22 protein-coding genes and 1 pseudogene are annotated in these 22,707 nt (G+C 63.9%); 8 read left to right on the plus strand and 15 right to left on the minus strand.

All coding sequences use genetic code 11. The features are described 5' to 3' along the window. Positions 1-7 precede the first annotated feature (7 nt). On the minus strand, positions 8-2,278 hold the full coding sequence (ptsP, locus tag EOA19_RS19700; RefSeq protein WP_013529460.1) for a phosphoenolpyruvate--protein phosphotransferase: 2,271 nt from the start codon (positions 2,276-2,278) through the stop codon (positions 8-10). Between the two features lie 83 nt (positions 2,279-2,361). Then, a complete protein-coding gene (locus EOA19_RS19705) occupies positions 2,362-3,615 on the minus strand; it encodes an aspartate kinase (RefSeq protein WP_023811164.1) in 1,254 nt (417 codons plus the stop codon). 256 nt (positions 3,616-3,871) lie between these two features. On the opposite strand from EOA19_RS19705, the gene EOA19_RS19710 reads away from it, so the two are divergent. Next, entirely contained in the window at positions 3,872-5,728 is a 1,857-nt protein-coding gene (locus EOA19_RS19710) for a CHASE3 domain-containing protein (RefSeq protein ID WP_128304553.1), read from the plus strand. An 11-nt stretch (positions 5,729-5,739) separates the two neighbouring features. On the opposite strand, the gene EOA19_RS19715 is transcribed toward EOA19_RS19710, so the two are convergent. Next, complete coding sequence (locus tag EOA19_RS19715) at positions 5,740-6,312, minus strand: putative glycolipid-binding domain-containing protein (protein WP_348629846.1); 573 nt, start codon at positions 6,310-6,312, stop codon at positions 5,740-5,742. A gap of 279 nt (positions 6,313-6,591) precedes the next feature. Between EOA19_RS19715 and ubiG the strand changes: the two genes are divergently transcribed. Both ubiG and EOA19_RS19725 read left to right on the plus strand, forming a co-directional pair. Further along, positions 6,592-7,341, plus strand: coding sequence for a bifunctional 2-polyprenyl-6-hydroxyphenol methylase/3-demethylubiquinol 3-O-methyltransferase UbiG (gene ubiG / locus EOA19_RS19720; RefSeq protein ID WP_023811162.1), 750 nt, complete (start codon positions 6,592-6,594; stop codon positions 7,339-7,341). Between the two features lie 26 nt (positions 7,342-7,367). Further along, positions 7,368-7,708: pseudogene (locus EOA19_RS19725) on the plus strand (MmcQ/YjbR family DNA-binding protein). Here the strand turns inward: EOA19_RS19725 and EOA19_RS19730 are convergent. Continuing rightward, positions 7,705-8,631 carry a DMT family transporter gene (locus EOA19_RS19730; protein WP_023811160.1) on the minus strand — a complete coding sequence of 309 codons (927 nt, stop codon included), beginning with the start codon at positions 8,629-8,631 and terminating at the stop codon, positions 7,705-7,707. The pseudogene EOA19_RS19725 and the gene EOA19_RS19730 overlap by 4 nt on opposite strands. Positions 8,632-8,727: 96 nt before the next feature. On the opposite strand from EOA19_RS19730, the gene EOA19_RS19735 reads away from it, so the two are divergent. Continuing rightward, positions 8,728-9,213: a MarR family transcriptional regulator gene (locus tag EOA19_RS19735; protein ID WP_128304576.1), complete on the plus strand. Its 486-nt coding sequence runs from the start codon at positions 8,728-8,730 to the stop codon at positions 9,211-9,213. A gap of 4 nt (positions 9,214-9,217) precedes the next feature. On the opposite strand, the gene EOA19_RS19740 is transcribed toward EOA19_RS19735, so the two are convergent. From EOA19_RS19740 to EOA19_RS19755, 4 genes are read right to left on the minus strand one after another with little or no spacing between them, the layout of a single operon-like run. Beyond that, complete coding sequence (locus tag EOA19_RS19740; RefSeq protein ID WP_023811158.1) at positions 9,218-9,643, minus strand: DUF1178 family protein; 426 nt, start codon at positions 9,641-9,643, stop codon at positions 9,218-9,220. Beyond that, the gene (locus EOA19_RS19745) at positions 9,640-10,506 is read right to left on the minus strand and encodes a carbon-nitrogen hydrolase family protein (protein WP_128304554.1); all 867 of its coding nucleotides are present in this window, start codon (positions 10,504-10,506) and stop codon (positions 9,640-9,642) included. Before EOA19_RS19745 ends, EOA19_RS19740 begins: the two co-directional genes overlap by 4 nt. Before the next feature lie 10 nt (positions 10,507-10,516). Further along, a complete protein-coding gene (gene grxC, locus EOA19_RS19750) occupies positions 10,517-10,786 on the minus strand; it encodes a glutaredoxin 3 (RefSeq protein WP_128304555.1) in 270 nt (89 codons plus the stop codon). A gap of 27 nt (positions 10,787-10,813) precedes the next feature. Beyond that, positions 10,814-11,614, minus strand: coding sequence for a ComF family protein (locus EOA19_RS19755; RefSeq protein ID WP_128304556.1), 801 nt, complete (start codon positions 11,612-11,614; stop codon positions 10,814-10,816). A gap of 65 nt (positions 11,615-11,679) precedes the next feature. Here EOA19_RS19755 and EOA19_RS19760 point away from each other — a divergent pair, with 65 nt between their 5' ends. Next, on the plus strand, positions 11,680-12,555 hold the full coding sequence (locus tag EOA19_RS19760) for a methyltransferase domain-containing protein (protein ID WP_128304557.1): 876 nt from the start codon (positions 11,680-11,682) through the stop codon (positions 12,553-12,555). Positions 12,556-12,583: 28 nt separating this feature from the next. Here the strand turns inward: EOA19_RS19760 and EOA19_RS19765 are convergent, their stop codons facing one another. The 5 genes from EOA19_RS19765 to argJ form a co-directional block, all read right to left on the minus strand. Then, the gene (locus EOA19_RS19765; RefSeq protein ID WP_128304558.1) at positions 12,584-12,769 is read right to left on the minus strand and encodes a Flp family type IVb pilin; all 186 of its coding nucleotides are present in this window, start codon (positions 12,767-12,769) and stop codon (positions 12,584-12,586) included. Between the two features lie 109 nt (positions 12,770-12,878). Then, complete coding sequence (locus EOA19_RS19770) at positions 12,879-13,193, minus strand: hypothetical protein (RefSeq protein ID WP_023811152.1); 315 nt, start codon at positions 13,191-13,193, stop codon at positions 12,879-12,881. Positions 13,194-13,321: 128 nt separating this feature from the next. Then, positions 13,322-13,744: a (deoxy)nucleoside triphosphate pyrophosphohydrolase gene (locus EOA19_RS19775; protein ID WP_023811151.1), complete on the minus strand. Its 423-nt coding sequence runs from the start codon at positions 13,742-13,744 to the stop codon at positions 13,322-13,324. Next, entirely contained in the window at positions 13,737-14,489 is a 753-nt protein-coding gene (locus EOA19_RS19780) for a GNAT family N-acetyltransferase (protein ID WP_031213220.1), read from the minus strand. The genes EOA19_RS19775 and EOA19_RS19780 overlap by 8 nt, the downstream gene beginning before the upstream one ends. Before the next feature lie 29 nt (positions 14,490-14,518). Continuing rightward, positions 14,519-15,760 carry a bifunctional glutamate N-acetyltransferase/amino-acid acetyltransferase ArgJ gene (gene argJ / locus EOA19_RS19785; RefSeq protein ID WP_128304559.1) on the minus strand — a complete coding sequence of 414 codons (1,242 nt, stop codon included), beginning with the start codon at positions 15,758-15,760 and terminating at the stop codon, positions 14,519-14,521. Between the two features lie 169 nt (positions 15,761-15,929). Here argJ and EOA19_RS19790 point away from each other — a divergent pair, with 169 nt between their 5' ends. Then, on the plus strand, positions 15,930-17,159 hold the full coding sequence (locus tag EOA19_RS19790) for a caspase domain-containing protein (RefSeq protein WP_128304560.1): 1,230 nt from the start codon (positions 15,930-15,932) through the stop codon (positions 17,157-17,159). 303 nt (positions 17,160-17,462) lie between these two features. After that, a complete protein-coding gene (locus tag EOA19_RS19795) occupies positions 17,463-18,062 on the plus strand; it encodes a TetR/AcrR family transcriptional regulator (protein ID WP_128304561.1) in 600 nt (199 codons plus the stop codon). Between the two features lie 66 nt (positions 18,063-18,128). On the opposite strand, the gene EOA19_RS19800 is transcribed toward EOA19_RS19795, so the two are convergent. Next, positions 18,129-19,046, minus strand: coding sequence for a peptidylprolyl isomerase (locus EOA19_RS19800; RefSeq protein ID WP_023811146.1), 918 nt, complete (start codon positions 19,044-19,046; stop codon positions 18,129-18,131). A gap of 268 nt (positions 19,047-19,314) precedes the next feature. Between EOA19_RS19800 and secA the strand changes: the two genes are divergently transcribed. Then, complete coding sequence (gene secA / locus EOA19_RS19805; protein WP_128304562.1) at positions 19,315-22,047, plus strand: preprotein translocase subunit SecA; 2,733 nt, start codon at positions 19,315-19,317, stop codon at positions 22,045-22,047. 309 nt (positions 22,048-22,356) lie between these two features. Here the strand turns inward: secA and EOA19_RS19810 are convergent, their stop codons facing one another. Next, complete coding sequence (locus tag EOA19_RS19810; protein ID WP_128304563.1) at positions 22,357-22,566, minus strand: hypothetical protein; 210 nt, start codon at positions 22,564-22,566, stop codon at positions 22,357-22,359. Positions 22,567-22,707 lie beyond the last annotated feature (141 nt).

The raw sequence follows: 22,707 nt of genomic DNA on the forward strand, positions 1-22,707 counted from the left end.
GAGGCTGCTATAACGGGATCGAACGGTCGTCGGCAAAGGCCTGCAGCAGCGCTCGCATCGGCAAGCCCTGTGCCGGAGCCATCAGATTGTCGTCGAAAAACGCCTTCAACTCGTCCAGCGGCAGTTCCGTCAGCATCGCCTTGACCGGACCGATCGAGGCCGGCGACATCGAGATCGAACGGAAGCCGAGACCGATCAGCGCCATCGCCGAGATCGGCTTGCCGGCGAGTTCGCCGCACAGCGTCACCGGCGTATGGTTGCGGACCCCGGCATCGGCGATCTGCTTGAGCACGCGCAGGAACGGCGCCGACAGCGTGTCGAAGCGGTTGGCCAGTTGCGTGTTGCCGCGGTCAACGGCCATGACGAACTGGAACAGGTCGTTCGAACCGACCGAGACGAAATCGACCGCCTTCATCAATTCATCGAGCTGGAACAGGAGCGACGGCACTTCCAACATGGCGCCCAACTTCAGGCTGGTCGGCAAATGATGGGCAAAGCGCGACAAATGCCGCACCTCGCGGTCGATGATCTCGCGTGCCTGGGCGATCTCGCCCAGCTCGGTCACCATCGGCAGCATCAGCTTCAGCTCGCGCCCGCCACTGGCCTTGAGCAAAGCGCGGATCTGGGTGCGCAACAACCCTGGCCGGTCGAGCGTCAGGCGGATCGCCCGCCAGCCAAGCGCCGGGTTCTCTTCCTGGATCGCACCCTTGAAATAGGGCAGCACCTTGTCGCCGCCAATATCGATGGTGCGGAAGGTGACCGGCTTGCCGCGCGCCGCCTCGAGCACGTCGCGGTAGAGCTTTTCCTGGGCCTCGGCCCGGGGAAAAGTGGAAGCGACCATGAATTGCAATTCGGTGCGGAACAGGCCGATGCCGGCCGCGCCCGCTTCGGCAAGCTGCGGCAGGTCGACGGCAAGACCGGCATTCATCAGCAAATCGACCTGGACACCATCCCTGGTCGTCGACGGCTTCTTGCGCAGCTCGCGGTAGACCTCTTGCCGGCGCGCCCTGAAACGCACCTTTTCGGCGTAGGCGGCCTCGAGATCTGGCTGCGGCCGCAAATGGATCACGCCCTCTTCGCCGTCGACGATGATGGCATCGCCGTTTTCCGCCATGGAAACGGCGCCCTTCATTTGGCCGGCGACGGGGATGCCCATGGCACGCGCGACGATGACGACGTGACTGGTCGCGGCACCATCCTCGAGCACCAGCCCGCGCATCTTGTCGCGGGGATAATCGAGCAGCTCGGCGGCCCCCATCGAACGGGCAACGATGATGGCATCCTTCGGCAGCGATGCGGCGACATCTTCCGGCCCGCGCCCCATCAGCTGGCGCAGCAGGCGGTTGGCGAGGTCGTCGAAATCGCTCATCCGCTCGCGCAGATAGGGATCGGTCATGTGCAGCATGCGGGCGCGCATGTCGCTCTGCACCTTTTCCACCGCCGCTTCGGCCGTCAGGCCGTTGCGGATGGCCTCTTCCAGCCGCCGCACCCAGCCGCGATCGTTGGCGAACATGCGATAGGCTTCCAGCACCTGGCGATGCTCGCCTTCGAAGGCGACGTCGCGGCGTTCCAGCATGTCGTCGATGGACAGCCTGAGCGAGCTGAGTGAGGTCTCGAGCCGGCGGACCTCTTCCTCGCTGTCTTCGTTGAACAGATTGGTGACGACGATGCGCGGCTCGTGCAGCACCACATGGCCAAGCCCGACGCCCTCATTGAAGGACAGGCCGGTGAAGCTGACAGGACGGCGCAGATCGAGTTCGAGGCCGGGCCGGGTCAGCCGCGCCAGATCGCCGGTGGCGATCATCTCGGCGATCACCATCGCCGTGGTTTCCAGCGCCTCGACTTCGTCGTCGCGGTAGTGGCGCATGGTCTTGTTTTGCACCACCAGCACGCCCAGCGTGCGCCCTGCCCGCAGCACCGGCACGCCGAGGAACGAGTTGTAGATCTCTTCCCCCGTCTCCGGCAGATAGGCGAAGGCAGGGTGTTCCTGCGCATTGGACAGGTTGAGCGGCCGCGCGCTGGCGGCGATCGTGCCGACCAGGCCTTGGCCCAGCCGCAACTGCGCCAAATGGACGGCGTTCGGGTTCAGACCTTCGGTGGCATAGAGTTCGAGCACTGAATCGGCGCGCAGCACATAGAGCGAGCAGACTTCCGCGACCATGTTGGAGGCGATGTCGCGCACAATCCGGTCAAGCCGCTCCTGCGGCTCCAGCGGCTCCTGCATGAGCTCGCGGAGCCGTTTGAGCAAAACGCGCGGGCCACTGGCCTGATCACGCATCGCGGCTTGTTCTCCAATGGGCATTCTGCCCGCCGCAGTTTCCACCGCGACCGGCGCACACGCAACAACTCAAATCGTTCTCGCTACTGCTTATCCAGACCGTAGACGGAATGCAAAGTACGAACCGCAAGTTCCGTATACGGACCGTCGATCAGGATCGAAATCTTGATCTCGGAGGTCGTGATGGCGCGGATGTTGATCGATTTGTCGGCCAGCGCCTTGAAAGCGGTGGCGGCGACGCCGGCATGGCTCCTCATGCCGATGCCGATGACCGAAACCTTCGACATGCCGGCCTCCGACTGCACGACGTCGTAGCCGATCTCGGCTTTCAGCCGTTCAAGCACGGCCAGCGCCTTGTCGACATCGCCCGACGGCACGGTGAAGGTCATGTCGGTGAACTTGCCGTCCTCGGAAATGTTCTGGACGATCATGTCGACATTGATGTTGGCCTCGGCCAGCGGCCCGAAGATGCCGGCGGCAACGCCCGGCCGGTCGCCGACCCGGCGCAGCGAAATCTGCGCCTCGTCCTTGGCGTAGGCAATTCCGGTGACGACCTGCTGTTCCACGATCTCTTCCTCGTCGCAAATGAGCGTTCCGGGCGGATTGAGCAAATCCCCCATTCCGGGCGCGTCGGGATCGTCGAAGGACGACCGCACGAAGGTACGCACCCTGTGCACCATGGCAAGCTCGACCGAACGCACCTGCAGAACCTTGGCGCCGAGCGAAGCCATTTCAAGCATTTCCTCGAACGATATCTTGGCCAGCCGCCGCGCCTTGGGCTCGATGCGCGGATCGGTGGTGTAAACCCCGTCGACGTCGGTGTAGATGTCGCAGCGGTCGGCCTTGACCGCCGCGGCGATGGCGACAGCACTGGTGTCGGAGCCGCCGCGGCCGAGCGTGGCGATGCGATTGTCCGGGCCGATGCCCTGGAACCCGGCGATCACCGCCACCTGGCCCTCGCCGAAGCGCTTGATCAGGAACGCGCCGTCGATGTCGAGGATGCGCGCCGCGCCATGCGCATTGTCGGTCTTGATCGGGATCTGCCAGCCCTGCCAGGAGCGGGCATGCACGCCCATATTCTGCAAGGTGATGGCCAGAAGGCCGGCCGTGACCTGCTCGCCGGAAGCGACGACCGCATCATATTCGCGTGCGTCGTGCATCGGCGAGGCCTCACGCGTCCAGCCGACCAGTTCATTGGTTTTCCCGGCCATCGCCGAAACGACCACCGCCACCTCATGGCCGGCGTCGACCTCGCGTTTGACGTGACGCGCCACGTTGCGGATGCGGGCGATGTCGGCGACCGAGGTTCCGCCGAATTTCATCACGATGCGCGCCATGGGAGCGAAATGCCTTTGCCTGAAGCCGGACCCGGCCAAAACCCGGAATCCCGAAAAGCGGAAGGCCGGCTGACGCCGGCCGCTGAATGCGCGGCCTCCTTAGCCAAATGATGAAGGTTTCGCAAGGCTGGCGGCCGATTGCGGCTCCAGAAGCCGGCATATTGCCTTCCGCCCCGCCGCCGCCTACGAAATGCAGCCTGCGGGGAATTCTTTTGGTTCGGCATAACAGATGATGATTGCTCGTCTTCGACGTGCCATGCGATGGCAATCGCTCCCGCTTGTCGCCGGCTTCGCCGTGCTGGCGCTGATTGTCGGCAGCCGTGCCATGCTGGTCGAGGAACAGCGGGCCAACCGCGCCGCCGCGCGCGAGGCAATCGAATATCAGCAATTGCTTTCGGGTCTGCTTTCTCTGGCACAGGAAGCCGAGAACGGTCAGCATGGCTACCTGCTGACTGGCGAGAAATCCTATCTCGAACCCTATCGGAACGCTGTCGGCGCCATTCCGGGGCAACTTGCCCGCATCGACAGCTTGACCGCCCCCGATGAACAGCTCGTCCAGCCGATCAACCATATCAAGGACGCGCTTTCGCAAAAGCAGGCTGAACTGGCCGAGACGATTGCCCTGTACGACCAGGGCAATGCGACGAAAGCGCTGGATCTGATTCGCAGCGGCCAGGGCAAGGCAGTCATGGACGAAATCCGGACCAGCATGGATACGGTCCGACGCATCAGCGCCGCAGCCGTCGCCGCGCGCGACGAGCATATCGACCAAGTCGAGGCCTGGCTACGCATCGGCTCGCTGGCGGCGCTGCTGGCGATCTTGCTGCTTGCCGGCTACGCGATCAGGGAATCGCGCCGCCGCTTCCATGAGGTTGCCGTTGCCCAGGATGAGTTGGTGCGCAAGAACGTGGCGCTCGGCAAGGAGATCGAGACACGTGAAAAGGCCGAATCCCAGATCCGCCAGATGCACAAGATGGAGGCGGTCGGCCAGCTTACTGGCGGCATCGCCCACGACTTCAACAACATGCTGGCGGTGATTATCAGCGCCATGAATCTCGCCCAGCGCAAGCTGGCGCGCGGCGAGCACGACATCGCACAATTCATCGACGCGGCGATCGATGCCGCGACCCGTGCCGCCAATCTGACGGCCCGGCTGCTCGCCTTCTCGCGTCAGCAGCCCCTGGCGCCGCAGATCGTCGACGCCAACCGCCTGCTGACCGGGATGTCCGACCTGATCCGGCGGGCACTCGGCGAAACCATCCGCATCGAAACGGTGCTGGCGGGAGGCTTGTGGAAAACCCATGCCGACCCGAGCCAGATCGAGAACGCCGTTCTCAACCTGGCCGTCAACGCCCGCGACGCCATGGGCGATGATGGCAAGCTGACCATCGAGACCGCCAACAGCCATCTCGACGACAGCTACGCCGCCGCCCATGCCGAAGTCGCGGCCGGCCAGTATGTGATGATCGCCGTCAGCGATACCGGTTCGGGCATGACCCCCGATGTCATCGCCAAGGCCTTCGAACCCTTCTTCACCACCAAGCCGGTCAATAAGGGCACCGGCCTGGGATTGAGCCAGGTGTTCGGCTTCGTCAAACAGTCGGGCGGCCACGTCAATATCTATTCCGAACCCGGCGAAGGCACGACGATCAAGATCTACTTGCCGCGGTATTTCGGCGCCGATGAGCCGGCCGTGCCCACCGGGCGAGGCGACAACCCCGCCGCACCGGTCACCGAAACGATCCTTGTCGTCGAGGATGATGCCCGCGTGAGGGTCTCCACCACCGAGGCCATACGCGAACTCGGATACACCGTCATTCATGCCGCGAGCGGCGAGGAAGCGTTGCAGAAACTGGCGGAGCGCCCGAACGTCGGCCTTCTGTTCACCGACATCGTCATGCCCGTCATGAACGGCCGCAAGCTGGCGGAAGAGGCCGTTGCCCGCATGCCGCAGCTGAAGGTGATCTTCACCACCGGCTTCACCAGGAACGCGGTGGTCCACAACGGCGTGCTCGACCACGACGTGCATTTCCTCGCCAAGCCCTTCACCATCGAGCAACTGGCGGCGAAACTGCGTGACGTGCTCGGCACGACGCAGGGCGCAGCGGATTGATTACAATCGCTTCAGTCTGACGCAGCCGCGCTTCTCCACAGGCCAGGATAGTCGACAACGAAGCCGTGCGGCGAGATGTTGAGGGTCTCGTCATAGCCGAACACCGGCGCGGCATAGGCGTAGCGAACCGTGTCGAGACGCCGATAGGTCTGATCGAGGCGCACCAGGCTCAGTTCAGGGAAAGTCAGGTAGGCGGCCGGAGCAGGCGTCGCCTCGCCGATGCCGAGGTCATACCGGCGGATCGCCAGCAGGTTCGATGCCGGTGTGAAGCCAAGATCGACATCGACAAGGCCGTCGACGCCCTGCTGGACTTCGCCATTCAGCGTCCACTGGCCGTCCGAATCGCGTTCGATCGCATAATGCAGCTTGCGGGTGCCGAGAAAGCCGTCGATCCGCGCTGAACGCGTGCGCCAGCCGACATCGCAGATCACCTCATAGCCAAGGCAGCACGGCTTGCCGTCCTGGATGAAGATGGCCTGTCCCTCGAGACTGTGCCCGACATTGGTCTGTGACAACAGGCAGGCGTCGTGACCCTCCACGTCGAGGCGGTGCCAAAGGATCGAAGCCGTTTCCTGTTTCATCATGGTTTCCTCCAATTCAAATCCTGTCTCCTTTTCGCCCGGCGGATCAATTGTGTTTCGATGCAGGCGCGTGACAGGTGACATGCCCTGACAGAGCCTGTTGCCTGGCAGGCCGAGGAAAATGCTGCCTTGACATTCGCGGCCTCACGCCCGACTTCCTAGCGCATGACCCCGAAATCGAAGTCGATTTCGGAAAGGATCATACGCAGAATTTAAAGTGCTACAGCGTCCTTTGCGCGTCCAAGAGGACGCGCGGCGCTGTAGTGTCGAGGAGACCAACCGATGCCAGAGCCCCGACGATCGACGATCGATGCCGGAGAAGTGGAACGCTTTTCCGCCCTTGCCGCCGAATGGTGGAACCCGAACGGCAAATTCCGTCCCCTGCACAAATTCAATCCGGTCCGGCTGGCCTATATCCGCGACCAGATAGCGACGCGCTTCGGCCGTGACCCGCGCGCTGCAAGGCCTTTCGAGGGCCTGCGCATCCTCGACATCGGCTGCGGCGGCGGACTTCTGTGCGAGCCGATGGCGCGGCTTGGCGCCGAGGTTGTGGGCGCAGATGCCTCCGAAACCAACATCGAAGTGGCCAAGCTGCACGCCGCCGAGGGCAATGTCAGCGTCGACTATCGCGCCACGACGGCCGAGGACCTTGCCGACGCCGGCGAGAAATTCGACGTCATCCTCAACATGGAAGTGGTCGAGCATGTCGCCGACATCGACCTGTTCGTCGCCAAATGCGGCGAGATGGTGCGGCCCGGCGGCATCATGTTCGTGGCCACCATCAACCGCACGCTGAAGGCGCTGGGCTTAGCCATCATCGGGGCCGAATATGTGCTGCGCTGGCTGCCGCGCGGCACCCACCAGTTCGGCAAGCTGGTGCGCCCGGAAGAGCTCGAAAAGGCGCTTGGCGGCGCCGGCCTGACCATCATCGACCGCACCGGCGTCACCTACAACCCGCTGGCCGACCGCTGGGCGCGGTCGAAGGACATGGACGTCAACTACATGGTCCTGGCGGAAAAAGGCTCGGTCTGAAGGCTGATCTGGAGATTTGTCGGACCGTGGACAGTGTGAGAGCCCGACAATTGGCGCTTGAGCTTCCCGAAGCGGCCGAGAAATCGCATTTCGGCAAGGCCGACTTCCGGGTACGCAATCGCATCTTCATGTCGCTGCCCGAAAACGATCGCGCCGTCATAAAGCTCGACATCGGCCAGCAAGAGATGACGACTGCAGCCGAACCGCTGGTTTTCAAGCCAGTGCCTGGTGGATGGGGACGAAAGGGCTGGACGTCGATCATTCTTGACGCATGCGATGAAAGACATTTCGCAGCGCAATACGGATGTCATGGCGAAATGTTGCCCCGCCGGCTCTCAGGAAAATCTTTGACGCGAGCCAGGCCTAACGGATCGGCAAGGCGGCTCCGGCTGCAGGAACTCGACCCTTCTGGCTTTGTGCCCTGGTGGTGATGAACACGCCGGCAGTGATGATGAGCGCGCCTGCCCAGGTCAGCAACTGATAGTGCTCGCCGAGGAAGATGGTTCCGGCAAACAGGCCGACGGCGGCCGCCACATAACCGATCTGGCTGAGATAGACCGGACCGCCAACCGCCTGCAGCCTGAAGAAGAAGGCAAACATCGCCGACGCCGACGCGACCTGCGCGACCACCACCAGCGGCACGCCGCCGAGTGGCACGAAAGCCTCGCCGCCGAACAGGAGAAGAATGCCGGCAAGCAGCATCGCCGCTGACGCCAGATGGCTGCCGACGGCAAGCTCGATCGGGCCGGTGCCGTCCGGCCAGTCGACCGTGCGGTAGATGTTGCCGACGGCAAGGCTGACCGGAATGAGCAACCCCATCGCCACCCAGAACAAATCGGCCGGCTGGCCGGCCTCGCCGCGCGTCACCGCCACCATGACAGCGCCGACGAAGCCGACGGCGATGCCGACAATGCCCAGCATGTTGGGGCGCCGGACACGCAACAGGATCGAGAACACCAGTGTGATGACAGGCGACAGGGTGAACATGATGCCGGTGTAGCCGGCGCCCAGATGCGGGATGGCCGAGAACATCAGGAGGTTGGGGACAGCATAGGACACCGCGGCGGTGACGAAGAAATAGCGCAGTTTGTGCGCGGTGAGCCGGACCCGCTTGCCGCGAGCCAAGAGCACGCACAGCAAGACCCCGCCGGCGCCGAGCGAGATGACGAAGGCCCAGACCATGGCCGGCACGCCGGCAGCCGTGGCGAGCTTGCCGAAGGGCAGCGTCAGGCCGAGCAGGCCGCCGGTGACGACCAGCAGGCCGAGCGCCGAATCCCAGAGAAGTTTCATTGACCGAATCCTGTAGCGCGGCTCTTGGCCGGCATTGCATGTTACGATAAGATAATGGCAAGATTCTTAACGTCAAGATAAATAATGGTGAGACAATTGGACAGGGCAGCAAGAGCGATCGAGCAATGGAAGCGGGAGCGGCCGGATCTGGATGTCTCGCCGATGGCCGTGCTCGGACGGCTGAACGAGGCCGCCTCGCTGATCGCCCGCGAACGGCTCGCGCCGCTGTTTGCCCGTTATGGATTGCAGTCCGGGGAATTCGACGTGCTGGCAACGCTGCGCCGCTCGGGCTTACCTTACGCGCTGACGCCAACCGCTCTCTATGAAGCGACGATGGTCACATCGGGCGCCATGACCAACCGGCTCGACCGGCTCGAAACGTCCGGATTGATCCTGCGTGGGCCTCATCCCAACGATAGACGCGGCATTGTCGTGAGGCTGACCGAAAAGGGCTTGGCGCTGGTCGACGAGGCCGTTACCGCCCATGTGGCCAACGAACACGCGGTGCTTTCGGGCTTGACGCAGGCGGAACGCGAAACGCTCTCTCGGCTGCTTGAGAAATTGATCGGCAGCGTCAGCTAGCCGCTCAATTGCGATCGTCCGGAAACACCGGGATCGGCATGAACTCGACCCCGTCCTCGGCCAGGCTCTTGGCCTCGTCCAGCGTCGCCTCGCCATAGATGCCGCGCGGGTCGCTCTCGCCGAAATGGATCTTTCGCGCTTCCTCGGCGAACTTGTCGCCGACATAGTCGGCATTCTCGCGCACCTTCTCGGCCATCGCCTTCAGCTGCGCCAGAGCCTGCTTCTGCGCCTCGCCCATGGCGAGCGCTATGGTTTCCTGCTTGCGCGCCGTGGAGACAGCCGGCGCCATCAGCGCTTTCTGCACCTTGTGCGAACCGCAGGTGGGGCAATCGACAAAGCCGCGCTTCTTCTGGGTGTCGAAATCGTCGTTGCTGCGGAACCAGCCTTCGAATTCGTGCTCGTGCTCACAGATCAGGGCAAAACGGATCAAGAGGCTGCACCCCTGAGCCGCGGCGCCTCGCCCAAGCCAGCATTGACGGCGAAATCCCGCGCATTTCTGAGATTGGGGATCTTCTTGCGCGCGGCAAGCGACTGCGCCGGGTCGATCTCGGCGATGATCACCGCCGGCTCGTCATGCGCGGCTTCCGCGATGATACGGCCCCACGGATCGACGATCAGCGAATGACCGTAGGTCTCGCGGCCATCCTCATGCAAGCCGCCCTGCGCGGCGGCGACGACATAGGCGCCATTCTCGATGGCGCGGGCCCTGAGCAGCACATGCCAGTGCGCCTCGCCGGTCTGGCGGGTGAAGGCGGCAGGTACGGAAAGCAGGTCGGCGCCGGCCAGTGCCTCGGCACGGAAGAGCTGCGGAAAGCGCAGATCGTAGCAAACGGCGAAGCCGAGCTTTGCACCCTCGATCTCGGTGACGACGGCCTCGGTGCCCGGTTCGTAGGCGGCGGATTCGCGCCACGACTCGCCATTGTCGAGGTCGACGTCGAACATGTGGATCTTGTCGTAGGTGGCGAGCGCGGCGCCGTCCGGCCCGAACAGCAGCGCCCGGTTGGCGAGCTTGCCGTCGGCGCGTAAAATGGCTGTCGAGCCGATATGCAGGAAGACGCCGAGTTCCTTGGCCAGCTTGCGCGCGGTCGCAACGACGATATCCTTGTCCTCGGAGGTGAAGGAGGCGGCGCGAGCTTCCTTGTCGCGGATCAGCGCGCCGGTCATTTCCGGCGTCTGGATGTAGGCGGCACCTTGGCCAGCTGCTTCACGCACCAGCCGTTCGAGATCGACGGCGTTGCGCTCGGGGCTCTCGCCTGAACGCATCTGGATCGCAGCGGCTTTGAAAACACCCATCGTCATTCCCTCAATTCGTCGCGCCGTCGGCGAGCAGTTTGTCGAGCCGGCCTTCGGCCTCCAGCTCGTGGAGATCGTCACAGCCACCGACATGCGTATCGCCGATGAAAATCTGCGGAAAGGTCGAGCGGCCATGCGCCCGGGAGATCATCTCCTGGCGCAGTTCCGGCGAGAAGGAGGCATCGTGCTCGGTAAAGGCTATGCCCTTGCGCTCGAGCAGCCGCTTGGCTGCCGTGCAATAGCCGCACATCATGCGGGTGTAGATCGTGACATCGGCCATGACGAATTTCCGCTGTTCGTTGCCGACTTATATAGTCGCGGACTCGTCCGCCCGGAAGTCCCCCGGCAACACACGGGCAAAGGTCAGCACGTCGACGGCGGCCGCACCTCCCCTTTTCAGCGCCTTGGTGGCGGAGCGCACCGTGGCGCCGGTGGTGTAGACATCATCGATCAAAAGCACCCTGCGGCCGGCGATCTCGATTTCCGCCTCGGCGGGTACCCGAAAGGCGGCCCGCACATTTTCCTCGCGTTCCCCGCGCTCCAGCCCGACCTGCTGGCGGGTGAGTTTCACGCGCCGCACCGCCGAGGGGGCGAAGGGCAATTCATTGAGCGCCGAGACCGCCCTTGCCAGCTCCGCCGACTGGTTGAAGCGCCGCCTGAAAAAGCGCCGCCAGTGCAGCGGCACCGGCACCACCACATCCGCCTCGGCGATGAGATCGGCACCCGCACGCACCATCCAGCGCGCCATCCAAGGTGCCAGATCCGTGCGATCCTGGTATTTCAATCCTTGCACCATCTGGCGGGCGACGCCGGAATAGGCGACCGCCGCTCGCGCCCGCTCGAAAGGCGGCGGATCGGCAATCGCCTCGGCCGACAGAAAGCCTTCGCCCATATGATGGGTGAACGGCGTGCCCATGACCGGGCACCATGGCCGCTCCAGCAGCCTGAGCTTCGGCCAGCAGGCGCCGCACAGCACGCCCGGCTGCGAGACATGCCGGCGGCAACCGGCGCAGACCGGCGGAAACAGCATCCGCGCCGGCCAGCCGACAACCGACCGGGCCAGGTTCGTGATTCCGATGGACTTGATCTTGGGCATCGGATCGGCCACGTGGTTGCTCCTGCACGCCACTATATCAACGATCTCGGAGCGTGGACAAACAAAGGATCTGCCCGTTGCAGCCGATAATGGATACCTCTCTGTGGCTGGCGCACAAGCGGCGCGCCCTTGCCCATCCGGTCGACGGCGCGGACTTCCTCATGCGCCGCACGGCCGAGGACCTTGCCGACCGGCTGGGCGCCGTCGAGCGCAGGTTCGGCAAGGCGGCTGTGCTGTTTTGCCAGACGCCGGCGGCGGCCGAAACGCTCGCCGAAAGCAGCAAGGTCGCCGACATTGTCCGCGTCGAGGCGGACACGGCCTTCCTGAGCGGTGGCGGCGCCGGCTTGATCGCACCGCTCGAAACCGTGCCGTTCGAAGCGGAAAGCCTCGATCTGGCGGTGTCGCTTCTGTCGCTGCAGGCCATGAACGACATCCCCGGCATGCTGATCCAGATCCGCCGTGCGTTGCGGCCGGATGGGCTTTTCCTCGGCGCCTTTGCCGGCGCCGGTACGCTTTTCGAGTTGCGCGAAAGCCTGCTTTCGGCCGAGACCGAGCTTTACGGCGGCGCCAGCCCGCGTGTCGCCCCGTTCACCGACGTGCGCGATGCCGGTGCGCTGCTGCAGCGCGCCGGTCTCGCTCTGCCGGTCGCCGACGTCGAGACGGTGACCGTGCGCTATGCCAGCCTGTTTAACCTTATGGCGGATTTGCGGGCCATGGGCGAGACCAATGCGCTCACCGATCGCAGCCGGCGGCCGGGCTCGCGCAAGCTGTTTGCCCGTGCGGCGGAAATCTACGCCGAGCGGTTTTCCGACCCCGACGGGCGCGTGAGGGCAAGCTTCTCGATTGTCTGGATGTCCGGCTGGGCGCCCGACGCATCGCAGCAAAAACCGCTGAAGCCAGGGTCGGCCAAGATCTCGCTGAAGGCAATTCTGGAGGCGCCCGGCGGGCAATGATCCTGCCCGCAGGCGCGGAAAAGCCGGATCAGGGAGTGGGTGCGAAAGCGTTCGCAAGCTTGCTGTTATTGTCGCTGAACAGCCAGGTGAGCGAGTCGAAGACCCGGCCGATGCCGCCGACGATAGCCAATGACAGCACGGCGACGATCAGGCTATATTCGACGGCCGTGGCGCCGGTCTCGTCGTTCAGAAAACGCAGCAGCACTGCTTTCATGGCCTTAACCCCTCTGTCCGGGACCTTACAGCCGACCTGTTAAGAAAGGTTAACGGCAAAGGCTTAACAGGCGATGAAGCTGCCGCCTTTCCGAAATCTCTTAACCATGTCAGCAGTCGCCGCTGCTCCTGCCATTGGACCTGATGATGCAGACCGAGCTCGGCTGCGGCTGCAGCACGCTGCGGCGCAGCGTGTAGGTTTCGCGATGGCCGATCGAGCCTGTGGCCGCCATGTCGAGCCCGCCGAAACCATTACGGGCCGAGAGCGAGCGTGTCTGGCTGTCGAGGAAAGGGGTTGCGATCAGCGCCAGCGCCACCGCGGCCGAACCGAACAGCAGCGTGATGCGCAATATGCCCATGCCCGCATCGGCGGCGCGAAAGCCGCGCTCGGGCCGGATCGAGTCCCAATCCCTGTCTAGGCTCATGCTATCGCTCCCCGGCAAATCGACGGCTCGGCCGCGAACGGCCATGCCTCAATTTTTCACGACGAGATAAATCTTCCATTAACGCTGGCTGATACACGCCTCGGCCAGGAACCGACCGAACGCGAGCCTCAGAGAAGATCGATGAGGAACGGGATCAGCGGCGCATCGGCCGGCGGCATCGGATAGTCGCGCATCTGCTTCGGCCGCACCCATTTCAGCGTCTGCCCTTCCCTGGGCTGGGCTATGCCGCGAAAGCGGCGGCAGACGAACAGCGGCATCAGCAGGTGGAAATCGTCGTAGGAATGACTGGCGAAAGTAAGCGGCGCCAGGCACGGGATGTCGGTTTCGATGCCGATTTCCTCATGCAGTTCGCGAATGATGCATTGTTCGGGCGTCTCGCCGGGCTCGACCTTGCCGCCGGGAAATTCCCACAACCCGGCAAGTTGCTTGCCCTGAGGCCGCTGCGCCAGAAGCACCCGGCCGTCGGCATCGACCAGCGCGCAGGCGGCGACCAGGAGCAGGCGTTTGCCGGCGGTCACGACATCATTCATGACCCGGGGGCCGGCGATAGTGGTAGCGATAGACTTCCTCGAAGCCGAGCGAATGGTAGAGCGCCAGCGCCGGCACATTGTTGGCCTCGACCTGCAGCCAGGCCTCCCGCGCGCCCCGCAGTCGCGCCCATTTGAGCGCCGACAGGATCAGGTTGCGGCCATGGCCCCTGTTGCGTGCCGACTTGTCGGTGGCGACCTCGAACAGGCCGGCGAGATCGCCGTCATGCACGCAGATAAGCGTCGCCAGCGCCTCGGCTCCATCTTCGAGCGCGAACAGCCCGGCTTCGGGCTGGATGGCGCCGATGATCTCCGACAGGCCGGGCCGCAGCGAAACATCCGAACCGCTGACCTTGAGCAACGCGCCGATGAAGCGGCTGATGTCCTTGAGCGGAATCTGGTCCATGGCGGCGTCGAGCTGCGCGCCGGCCAGCGGCAGCCGCATGACCAGCGACTCGTCGAACCGGCTCCAGCCCTCGCGGTCGAGATGGCTGGCGAGATCTGGGCCCGACAGCGGCGACATGCGGAACGTCAGCGGCCTTCCATAGGCATCGAAACGGCGGCTGGCCCGGCCAATACGGTCGGCCATGTGCATGATATCGCCGGGATCGAGCGGATTGACCGAGTTCAGCCGCTTGGCCGGATGGCCGGCGGTCAGCCGCACCACCCAGGTGCCGTCATAGTGGACGGCGGCTGCCGGCCAGGCGCGAAAGCCGGCCGCCTCGTAGCGGCGTACGATCGCGAGCATGCTTGCCGGATGCCTGGAGCTCAAAACCGTCAGCTCCGATAATCGCCATTGATGGCGACATATTCCTTGGTGAGATCGCAGGTCCACACCGTCGCCTTGCCGCGACCGATGCCGATATCGGCACGGATGCGGATGTCGTCGCGCTTCATGTAGGCCGACGTCGCGGCCTCGGAGTAGCCGGGGTCGCGCTCGCCTTCATGCGCCAGCCTGTTGTCGCCGAACCAGATCGACAGCCGGTCGCGATCGGCGGGTTCGCCGGCCTTGCCGACGGCCATGACGACGCGGCCCCAATTGGCGTCCTCGCCGGCGACCGCCGTCTTGACCAGCGGCGAATTGGCGATCGACAGCGCGATGCGCTTGGCCGAGCGCGCCGATTTGGCGCCGGTGACGGTGACTTCGACCTGCTTGCGGGCGCCCTCGCCGTCGCGCACCACTTGCAGCGCCAGCGATTTCAGCACCTTGCCGAGCGCCCGGCGGAACGCGCCGAGACGGGCATCCCTGGGATCGGTTATCTCCGGCGCACCGCGCTTGGCGGCCTTGCCGGTGGCGAAGATCAGCAGCGTGTCGCTGGTCGAGGTGTCGCTGTCGACGGTGACCGCGTTGAAAGTCTTGGCCGTGCCGCGCGACAACAGATCCTGCAGGACAGGGGCGGCGATCGGCGCGTCGGTGGCGATGAAGGAGAGCATCGTCGCCATGTCGGGCGCGATCATGCCGGCGCCCTTGGAAATGCCGTTGATGGTGACATCGGTGTCGCCGAGCTTGACGGTCGCGGTCGCCAGTTTCGGATAGGTATCCGTGGTCATGATCGCCTTTGCCGCTTCGGTCCACAGCTCAGGCTTGCCGTTGCTGACCAGTCCCGCGAGCAGATGGCTGAATTTGCTGGTATCGAGCGGCTCGCCGATGACGCCGGTCGAGGCCAGGAAAACCTCCGCTGCCGTGCAGCCGGCCGCCTTCGCGGCCGCCTCGCCGGTCAGCGCGGTCGACTCGCGGCCTCTCTTGCCGGTGAAGGCGTTGGCGTTGCCGGAATTGACGACCAGCACCCGGGCCTTGCCTGCGCCGAGATTCTGCCGGCAGAAGTCGACCGGCGCCGAAGGGCATTTCGATTTCGTGAACACGCCGGCGATCGCGGTGCCTTCATCGAAGACCATGGTCAAAAGATCGGTGCGGTTTTTGTACTTTATCCCTGCCTCGGCGGTGGCGATGCGCACCCCTTCGATTTCCGGCATTTTGGGGTATTTCTTCGGCGCGAGCGGCGAAATCGTCGTGGACATGGAGGCCTCGGGCGGGAAAAATCGCAGGGGAAGGCCGGTTTGCCCGATAGACCGCGCGGGCGCAAGGCGTTTTCGTCGCTCTTGCCCGGGAGCTCGAACCCGCTCGTGGTTAGGCCTGCATTTCAAATCCGATGGCGTCGCCGGGGCCGATGGCGTTATGATCTGCCCCATGGGCAGGCTTGCGATCCTTGCATGGGCATTTCTGGGACTTTTGCTGCTGAGCGCGGATGCGCAGCCGCAACGGCGGGTAGCGCTTGTCATCGGCAACGGCACTTACGCCGAAGCCGGCACGCTGGCCAATCCTGTGAACGACGCCCTCGACATCGCCGACAAGCTGCGCTCCATCGGCTTCGATGTCATCGAAGGCAATGATCTCGGCAAGCGCGAACTCGAGCGCAGCATCGGTGAGTTCTCCGATGCGCTCGAAGGCGCCGGCGTCGGGCTTTTCTACTATGCCGGCCACGGCCTGCAGGTCGACGGGCGCAACTACATCGTGCCGGTCGACGCCAGGCTGGACGTACCGGTCAAGCTGCAGCTCGAGGCCGTGCCGATCGACGAAGTCCTCGACATCATGGAACAGCAGACCAAGGTCAGCCTGGTGTTTCTCGATGCCTGCCGCAACAATCCATTTGCCCGCAGTCTCAGCCGCACCGCCACCACGCGCTCGGCGAAGGCGCTGGCCGGGCTGGCCCAGTTCGATTCGACGCGCGGCTCGTTCATCGCCTTCTCGACGGCACCTGGCGCTGTCGCCATGGACGGCAGCGGACGCAACTCGCCCTTCGCCGCCGCCCTGCTGCGCCACATCGCCGAGCCCGGCCAGAGCATCAACGACATGATGATCGCGGTGCGCCGTGACGTGGTTTCGCAAACCCGCGAAACCCAGCGCCCCTGGGAGCAGGGATCGCTGCTCGAACGCTTCGAATTCGTCTCGGACGGACAACCCGCAGAGCCACAAAGGCCGGCCGCGGCGCCGGCGCCTTCGACGGAAGTCGCCGCACTTGAACGCTCTGTCGGCGACGACAAGGGATCGATCGAGAAATTCCTGCGCCAGGACTATCTGACGCCGGACACCAGGGCGATGAGCGAGACCGTCAAACGGCTCTACGGCCCATCCGCCATCATCTTCGGAACCCGCTACGACGCCGACGCCATCGTCAAGGTCAAGGCCGACTGGTTCGCGCAGTGGGCCTCCTGGTCGCTAAGCATGGAGGCCGGCAGCCTGGAAGTCGCTCCGCAGGGCGAAGATCGCGCCGAGGCAGTCTTTGCGATGCGCTACGACTATCTTCCAAAGGACACGTCGGCGGCACGCCTGACCGGCAAGGCGCGCGTCACGCTTGGGCTGGTCAAGGCCGGCGGCGGCTGGCGTATCGAATCCGAGACATCGCAGGCGATGCAGTAGGCGTGATCCCACGGCCAGCCGGGCAATTTAAGCCGGCAGCGTCTCATAGCGATAGGAATTTTTTCTTGACTCGGTGAGGGCAGCTATGCTACATTTTTGCCCATGGTGCTGATTTGCGCCAGTGACCCGCCGCCCGGCGGGTTTTTGCCTTTGGAGCTTCGCCAACCGACACGCCGGTAGACTTCCAGAGAATAAACTTAACCCCTGCCGCTACCATCCGTTCCTGAAGCTTGAAAACGCGCCGTTTCGTTTGAGCGTCGGGTCGCCTATATTGCCGGCGATAGTGTTGGCGAGGAGACAGAGATGGCCGAGGACGCCGATCCGGCGCGCAGATCGATCGGTGCGCGGCGCAACCCCGACAGCGCCGATGCCATTCTCGAAGCCGCCGAGGCCGTGCTGGTCGAAGCCGGTTATGCCGGTTTCTCGATCGAGGCGGTGGCGCGGCGAGCCCGCGCCGGCAAACCCACCATCTATCGCTGGTGGCCGAGCAAGGCGGCATTGCTGCTCGAGGTCTATCAGCGCCAGAAGCGCGTCGATGTTCCCGATACCGGGCGGCTGGAGGAGGATCTCGTCGGCTTCCTCAAAAACCTGTTCGCCCACTGGCGCGAGACATCGTCGGGAAGCGTGTTCCGGTCGCTGATCGCCGAGGCACAGTCGGACGAGGCCGCTGCCGCGGCCCTTGCCGACTACTCACTGGGCCGACGATCCCATACCGGCCAGATCATCGAACGCGCCAAGGCAAGGGGCGAAATCCCGGCCGAAATCGATTCAGCTGTTGTCGCAGACCTCATCGCCTCCTTCGCCTGGAGACATCTGTTGACCAACCGGCTCGACGAGGACGAAGCGACCATCGGCAAGGCGGTCAACTACGTGATGCGAGGCATAGCGGCGCCCGCCCCGTAAAGATGGCAATGAGAAAGGGCGCGGCAACCCCTGGCTGCCGCGCCCTTTTTCAAGGAGCTATCAGTCTTACTTGGCGCTTTCCAGCGTATCGACCGTCTTCTTCAGGTTCGCGTCGGGGATCTCGATCTTGGCGCCGGCGCGCAGCGACTTGACCAGTGCGAAATACTTGTCGCGGATGACCGCCTGCTTGGCCTGGTCCTTGACGTCCTCGAAGGCCGGCGGCTGCTTGGTGCGCTTGTCCTCGAGCTTGATGACATGCCAGCCGAACTGCGTTTGCACCGGCTGCTCGGTGTATTTGCCGACCTCGAGCGCGGAGGCCGCCTTGTCGAACTCCGGCACCATCTGGCCAGGTCCGAACCAGCCGAGATCGCCGCCGCTGGTCTTGCCCGAGGGATCGCTGGTGTGCTCGTTGGCGAGCTTCTGGAAGTCGGCGCCGCCATCGAGCTGCTTGATGATGGCCTCGGCCTCTTCCTTGGTCTTCACGAGGATGTGACGGGCATGCAGCTCATTGGTGGGCGGCGTGTTGGCGATTTCCTGGTCGTAACGGGCGCGGACCTCGGCGTCGGTGACCTTGTCGACGACGCCCTTCTCGACCATCTCGCCATGCAGCGCGCGCTCCTGCAGGAAAGCCATGCGGCGCTGGAAGTCGGGATCCTTGTCGAGCCCTGTGGTGACCGCCTCGGCGGCCATGACGCGGATCTCGATGGCAGCCGAAAGGGCGGCGGCACGGCGCTGCTCGGGCGGCAATTGCGCGAACTGCTGCGACAATTCCCCTTCGGCAAGCACCAGATCTGCTTCGGTCAGGGGCTGGCCGTTGACCGTGGCGATAACCTTGTTCGGATCGACCGGTGCCGCGGCCGGCGCTGCTGCATCCGCCGGAGCGGGAGCGGTTTGCTGCGCCATCAGCGGCGAGAGCGAAAGGGCCGACAGGCCGACTGCCAAGCCAAGGCTGGCGAGCGACGCGCGGCGGAACAACAAGGACATGGGGTAACTCCGGTGGGGATTGAAAGAGGGGTGGCTTCCAGATCGGCCAGATTGTGGCGGAATTTGGCGCAGCCAGCAGGGCCGGCGCGGCGTTGACATCAGTTGAGCCCCCTCTTATCTGTCCAACGACTTTGCGTCCAGAACCGTTTTCCGGGCGCTTTTTGTGTTTGCCAGTGTTCACTAATGTGTTTGCCAGTGTTCACGTGGAATTGATGGGGCCGGCCGGCGCTCATCTCAAGATTGAGAATTCTATCGAAAGGACCATTGGATGGTCAGTCTCGGCGGTCTCGCCCGTAAGGTTTTCGGTTCCTCCAATGACCGTCGGGTCAAATCGACCCGGCCTCGTGTCGAGGCGATCAACGCCATGGAAAACGAGATGCGGGCGCTTTCCGACGAGGAGTTGGTCGGCCGCACCGCAAAATTCCGCCAGGACATCGCCAACGGCGCCACGCTCGACGACCTGTTGGTGCCGGCCTTCGCCACCGCCCGCGAGGCCGCGCGCCGCGTGCTCGGCATGCGCCCCTTCGATGTCCAGCTGATCGGCGGCATGGTGCTGCACAATGGCGGCATTGCCGAGATGCGCACCGGCGAGGGCAAGACCCTGGTCGCGACGCTGCCGGTCTACCTCAACGCGCTCGCCGGCAAGGGCGTCCACGTCGTCACCGTCAACGACTATCTGGCCACCCGCGACTCCGAATGGATGGGCCGCGTCTACAAGTTCCTCGGCCTCTCGGTCGGGGTCATCGTCCATGGCCTGTCCGACGAGGAGCGCAGCGCCGCCTACGCCGCCGATGTCACCTACGCCACCAACAACGAGCTCGGCTTCGACTATCTGCGCGACAACATGAAATACGAGCGCGCCCAGATGGTGCAGCGCGGTCACAATTACGCGATCGTCGACGAAGTCGATTCCATCCTGGTCGACGAGGCGCGCACGCCGCTGATCATTTCCGGTCCGCTCGAGGACCGTTCGGAAATGTACAACACCATCGACACCTTCATCATCCAGCTGCAGCCGCAGGATTATGAGGTCGACGAGAAGCAGAAGACCTCGATCTTCACCGAGGAAGGCACCGAGAAGCTCGAGAACCTTTTGCGCGACGCCGGCCTGCTCAAGGGCGAGTCGCTCTACGACGTCGAGAACGTCGCCATAGTCCACCACGTCAACAATGCGCTGAAGGCGCACCGGCTGTTCCAGAAGGACAAGGACTACATCGTCCGCAATGGCGAGATCGTCATCATCGACGAGTTCACCGGCCGCATGATGCCGGGCCGCCGCTATTCGGAAGGCCTGCACCAGGCGCTCGAAGCCAAGGAGCATGTGGCGATCCAGCCGGAGAACCAGACGCTGGCCTCCGTCACCTTCCAGAACTATTTCCGCCTCTACAAGAAGCTCTCCGGCATGACCGGCACGGCGCTGACCGAGGCCGAGGAATTCGGCAACATCTACGGTCTCGAAGTCACTGAGATCCCGACCAATCTGCCCGTCGTGCGCATCGACGAGGACGACGAGGTCTACCGGACTGTCGAGGAGAAATACAAGGCGATCGTCAGGGAGATCCGCGAAGCCAGCGCCAAGGGCCAGCCGACGCTGGTCGGCACCACTTCCATCGAAAAGTCCGAGCAGCTGGCCGAGCGCCTGCGCAAGGAAGGTTTTACCGATTTCGAAGTGCTGAACGCCCGCCATCACGAGCGCGAGGCGGCGATCGTCGCCCAGGCCGGCAAGCCAGGCGCCATCACCATCGCCACCAACATGGCCGGCCGCGGGACCGACATCAAGCTCGGCGGCAATGCCGAGATGCGCATCGAGGAAGAACTCGGCGACATGCCGGCCGGACCCGAGCGCGAGGCGCGGGAAAAGGAAATCATTGCCGACATCGAGCGGCTGAAGGAAAAGGCGCTAGCCGCCGGCGGCCTCTACGTGCTGGCCACCGAACGCCACGAATCGCGCCGCATCGACAACCAGTTGCGCGGCCGCTCCGGTCGTCAGGGCGACCCCGGCCGCTCGAAATTCTTCCTGTCGCTGCAGGACGATCTGATGCGCATCTTCGGCTCCGAGCGCATGGACGGCATGCTGCAGAAGCTCGGCCTCAAGGAAGACGAGGCGATCATCCATCCGTGGATCAACAAGGCGCTGGAAAAAGCGCAGAAGAAGGTCGAGGCGCGCAACTTCGACATCCGCAAGAACCTTCTGAAATATGACGACGTCTCCAACGACCAGCGCAAGGTGGTGTTCGAGCAGCGCATCGAGCTGATGGACGGCGAGGGCCTCTCCGAAACGATCGCCGAGATGCGCGAAGGCGTCATCGACGAGATCGTCGCCAAGGCCATTCCCGAAAACGCCTATGCCGAGCAGTGGAACGTTGCCGGGCTGAAGGCCGAGATCGCCGAGTTCCTGAACCTCGACCTGCCGGTCGAGGACTGGGCCAAGGAAGAGGGCATCGCCGAGGACGACATCCGCGAGCGCATCGGGCAGGCCGCCGAAGCCGCCGCCAAGGAGCGCGCCGAGCGTTTTGGCCCCGAGGTGATGAATTACGTCGAGCGCTCGGTTGTGTTGCAGACGCTCGACCATCTGTGGCGCGAGCACATCGTCAATCTCGACCATCTGCGTTCGGTCGTCGGCTTCCGCGGCTACGCCCAGCGCGATCCGCTGCAGGAATACAAGGGCGAGGCGTTCGAGCTGTTCCAGGCCATGCTGGGCAATCTGCGCCAGGCCGTCACCGCGCAGCTGATGCGCGTCGAACTGGTCCGCCAGGCCGCCGAAGCGCCGCCTCCGGAAGCCCCCGACATGTTCGGCACCCATATTGACGGCACAACCGGCGAAAACGACTTCGAAGGCGGCGAGACCGCCCTCCTGGTCCGCCCGGAGACAACCGCCGTCGTCGCTCCCGAAGACCGCGACCCCAACAACCAGGCCACCTGGGGCAAGGTCGGCCGCAACGAAGCCTGCCCGTGTGGATCGGGGAAGAAGTACAAGCACTGCCACGGGGCGTTCGCGTAGTCTCGTAGCTCGGACTACCGCCACCAATCAGAAATGAAAGACGCTATCAGCGAGGCTAAGATACCTAGGCAGAACGAAAACCCTCGTTCGAACATCTTTGGGATCGTTTCAGAACTGCAAATGCCCTTTGCACAGAGCGCGTATCTAGGTTCGCTAGGGTTCTTATGGTGGTTAATTCATTAGTTACAGCTGCCTTCTCGCTGGTGGCGTGAGCGACTGTGGCTGGACCGACGACCAAGACGCATTCGGCCCTTACAAGCTGTGGAAACTGAAAAGGGGCGACCTATAGGTCGCCCCTATCTAATCGCCTTAAGCCGCTTCTGCTTCCGGCAGCGGGAAGTCAAGCGGGAGTTCTGCCGCCGGCGGGATTTCGGGGAACAAGCGCCCCGCCATCACGTCGGCAATCCGGCCAAAGTTGAGGCCGGGGTAATAGCCCGAAATCCATGAATACGGGATTCCTAGATAGCGGGCCAACTTGATCACCGGAACCATATCCGGCGTCACCTTACGGTCGTTCATCCCTTTTCCTTTCTGAAAAGGATGCGACCGAATAAACAGTTGACGCTGATTCAAGGATGAATCATTGTCGCCGGGTTGTAAGTGCGCCGTTTATTCGGTCGCATGTTTCTGATCTGGGACCATTCCCGGACCAGTTGTGGA

The sequence above is a fragment of the Mesorhizobium sp. M7A.F.Ca.US.010.02.1.1 genome (genome assembly GCF_004023085.1).
GTDB lineage: Bacteria > Pseudomonadota > Alphaproteobacteria > Rhizobiales > Rhizobiaceae > Mesorhizobium.

Bases quoted from the DNA above. Each gene is read 5' to 3' on its own strand.
- ptsP (WP_013529460.1), bottom strand. From the start codon at position 2,278: ATGCGTGATCAGGCCAGTGGCCCGCGCGTTTTGCTCAAACGGCTCCGC.
- EOA19_RS19705 (WP_023811164.1), bottom strand. From the start codon at position 3,615: ATGGCGCGCATCGTGATGAAATTCGGCGGAACCTCGGTCGCCGACATC.
- EOA19_RS19710 (WP_128304553.1), top strand. From the start codon at position 3,872: ATGCGATGGCAATCGCTCCCGCTTGTCGCCGGCTTCGCCGTGCTGGCG.
- EOA19_RS19715 (WP_348629846.1), bottom strand. From the start codon at position 6,312: ATGATGAAACAGGAAACGGCTTCGATCCTTTGGCACCGCCTCGACGTG.
- ubiG (WP_023811162.1), top strand. From the start codon at position 6,592: ATGCCAGAGCCCCGACGATCGACGATCGATGCCGGAGAAGTGGAACGC.
- EOA19_RS19730 (WP_023811160.1), bottom strand. From the start codon at position 8,631: ATGAAACTTCTCTGGGATTCGGCGCTCGGCCTGCTGGTCGTCACCGGC.
- EOA19_RS19745 (WP_128304554.1), bottom strand. From the start codon at position 10,506: ATGGGTGTTTTCAAAGCCGCTGCGATCCAGATGCGTTCAGGCGAGAGC.
- grxC (WP_128304555.1), bottom strand. From the start codon at position 10,786: ATGGCCGATGTCACGATCTACACCCGCATGATGTGCGGCTATTGCACG.
- EOA19_RS19765 (WP_128304558.1), bottom strand. From the start codon at position 12,769: ATGAAAGCAGTGCTGCTGCGTTTTCTGAACGACGAGACCGGCGCCACG.
- EOA19_RS19770 (WP_023811152.1), bottom strand. From the start codon at position 13,193: ATGAGCCTAGACAGGGATTGGGACTCGATCCGGCCCGAGCGCGGCTTT.
- EOA19_RS19775 (WP_023811151.1), bottom strand. From the start codon at position 13,744: ATGAATGATGTCGTGACCGCCGGCAAACGCCTGCTCCTGGTCGCCGCC.
- EOA19_RS19780 (WP_031213220.1), bottom strand. From the start codon at position 14,489: ATGCTCGCGATCGTACGCCGCTACGAGGCGGCCGGCTTTCGCGCCTGG.
- argJ (WP_128304559.1), bottom strand. From the start codon at position 15,760: ATGTCCACGACGATTTCGCCGCTCGCGCCGAAGAAATACCCCAAAATG.
- EOA19_RS19790 (WP_128304560.1), top strand. From the start codon at position 15,930: ATGGGCAGGCTTGCGATCCTTGCATGGGCATTTCTGGGACTTTTGCTG.
- EOA19_RS19795 (WP_128304561.1), top strand. From the start codon at position 17,463: ATGGCCGAGGACGCCGATCCGGCGCGCAGATCGATCGGTGCGCGGCGC.
- EOA19_RS19800 (WP_023811146.1), bottom strand. From the start codon at position 19,046: ATGTCCTTGTTGTTCCGCCGCGCGTCGCTCGCCAGCCTTGGCTTGGCA.
- secA (WP_128304562.1), top strand. From the start codon at position 19,315: ATGGTCAGTCTCGGCGGTCTCGCCCGTAAGGTTTTCGGTTCCTCCAAT.
- EOA19_RS19810 (WP_128304563.1), bottom strand. From the start codon at position 22,566: ATGAACGACCGTAAGGTGACGCCGGATATGGTTCCGGTGATCAAGTTG.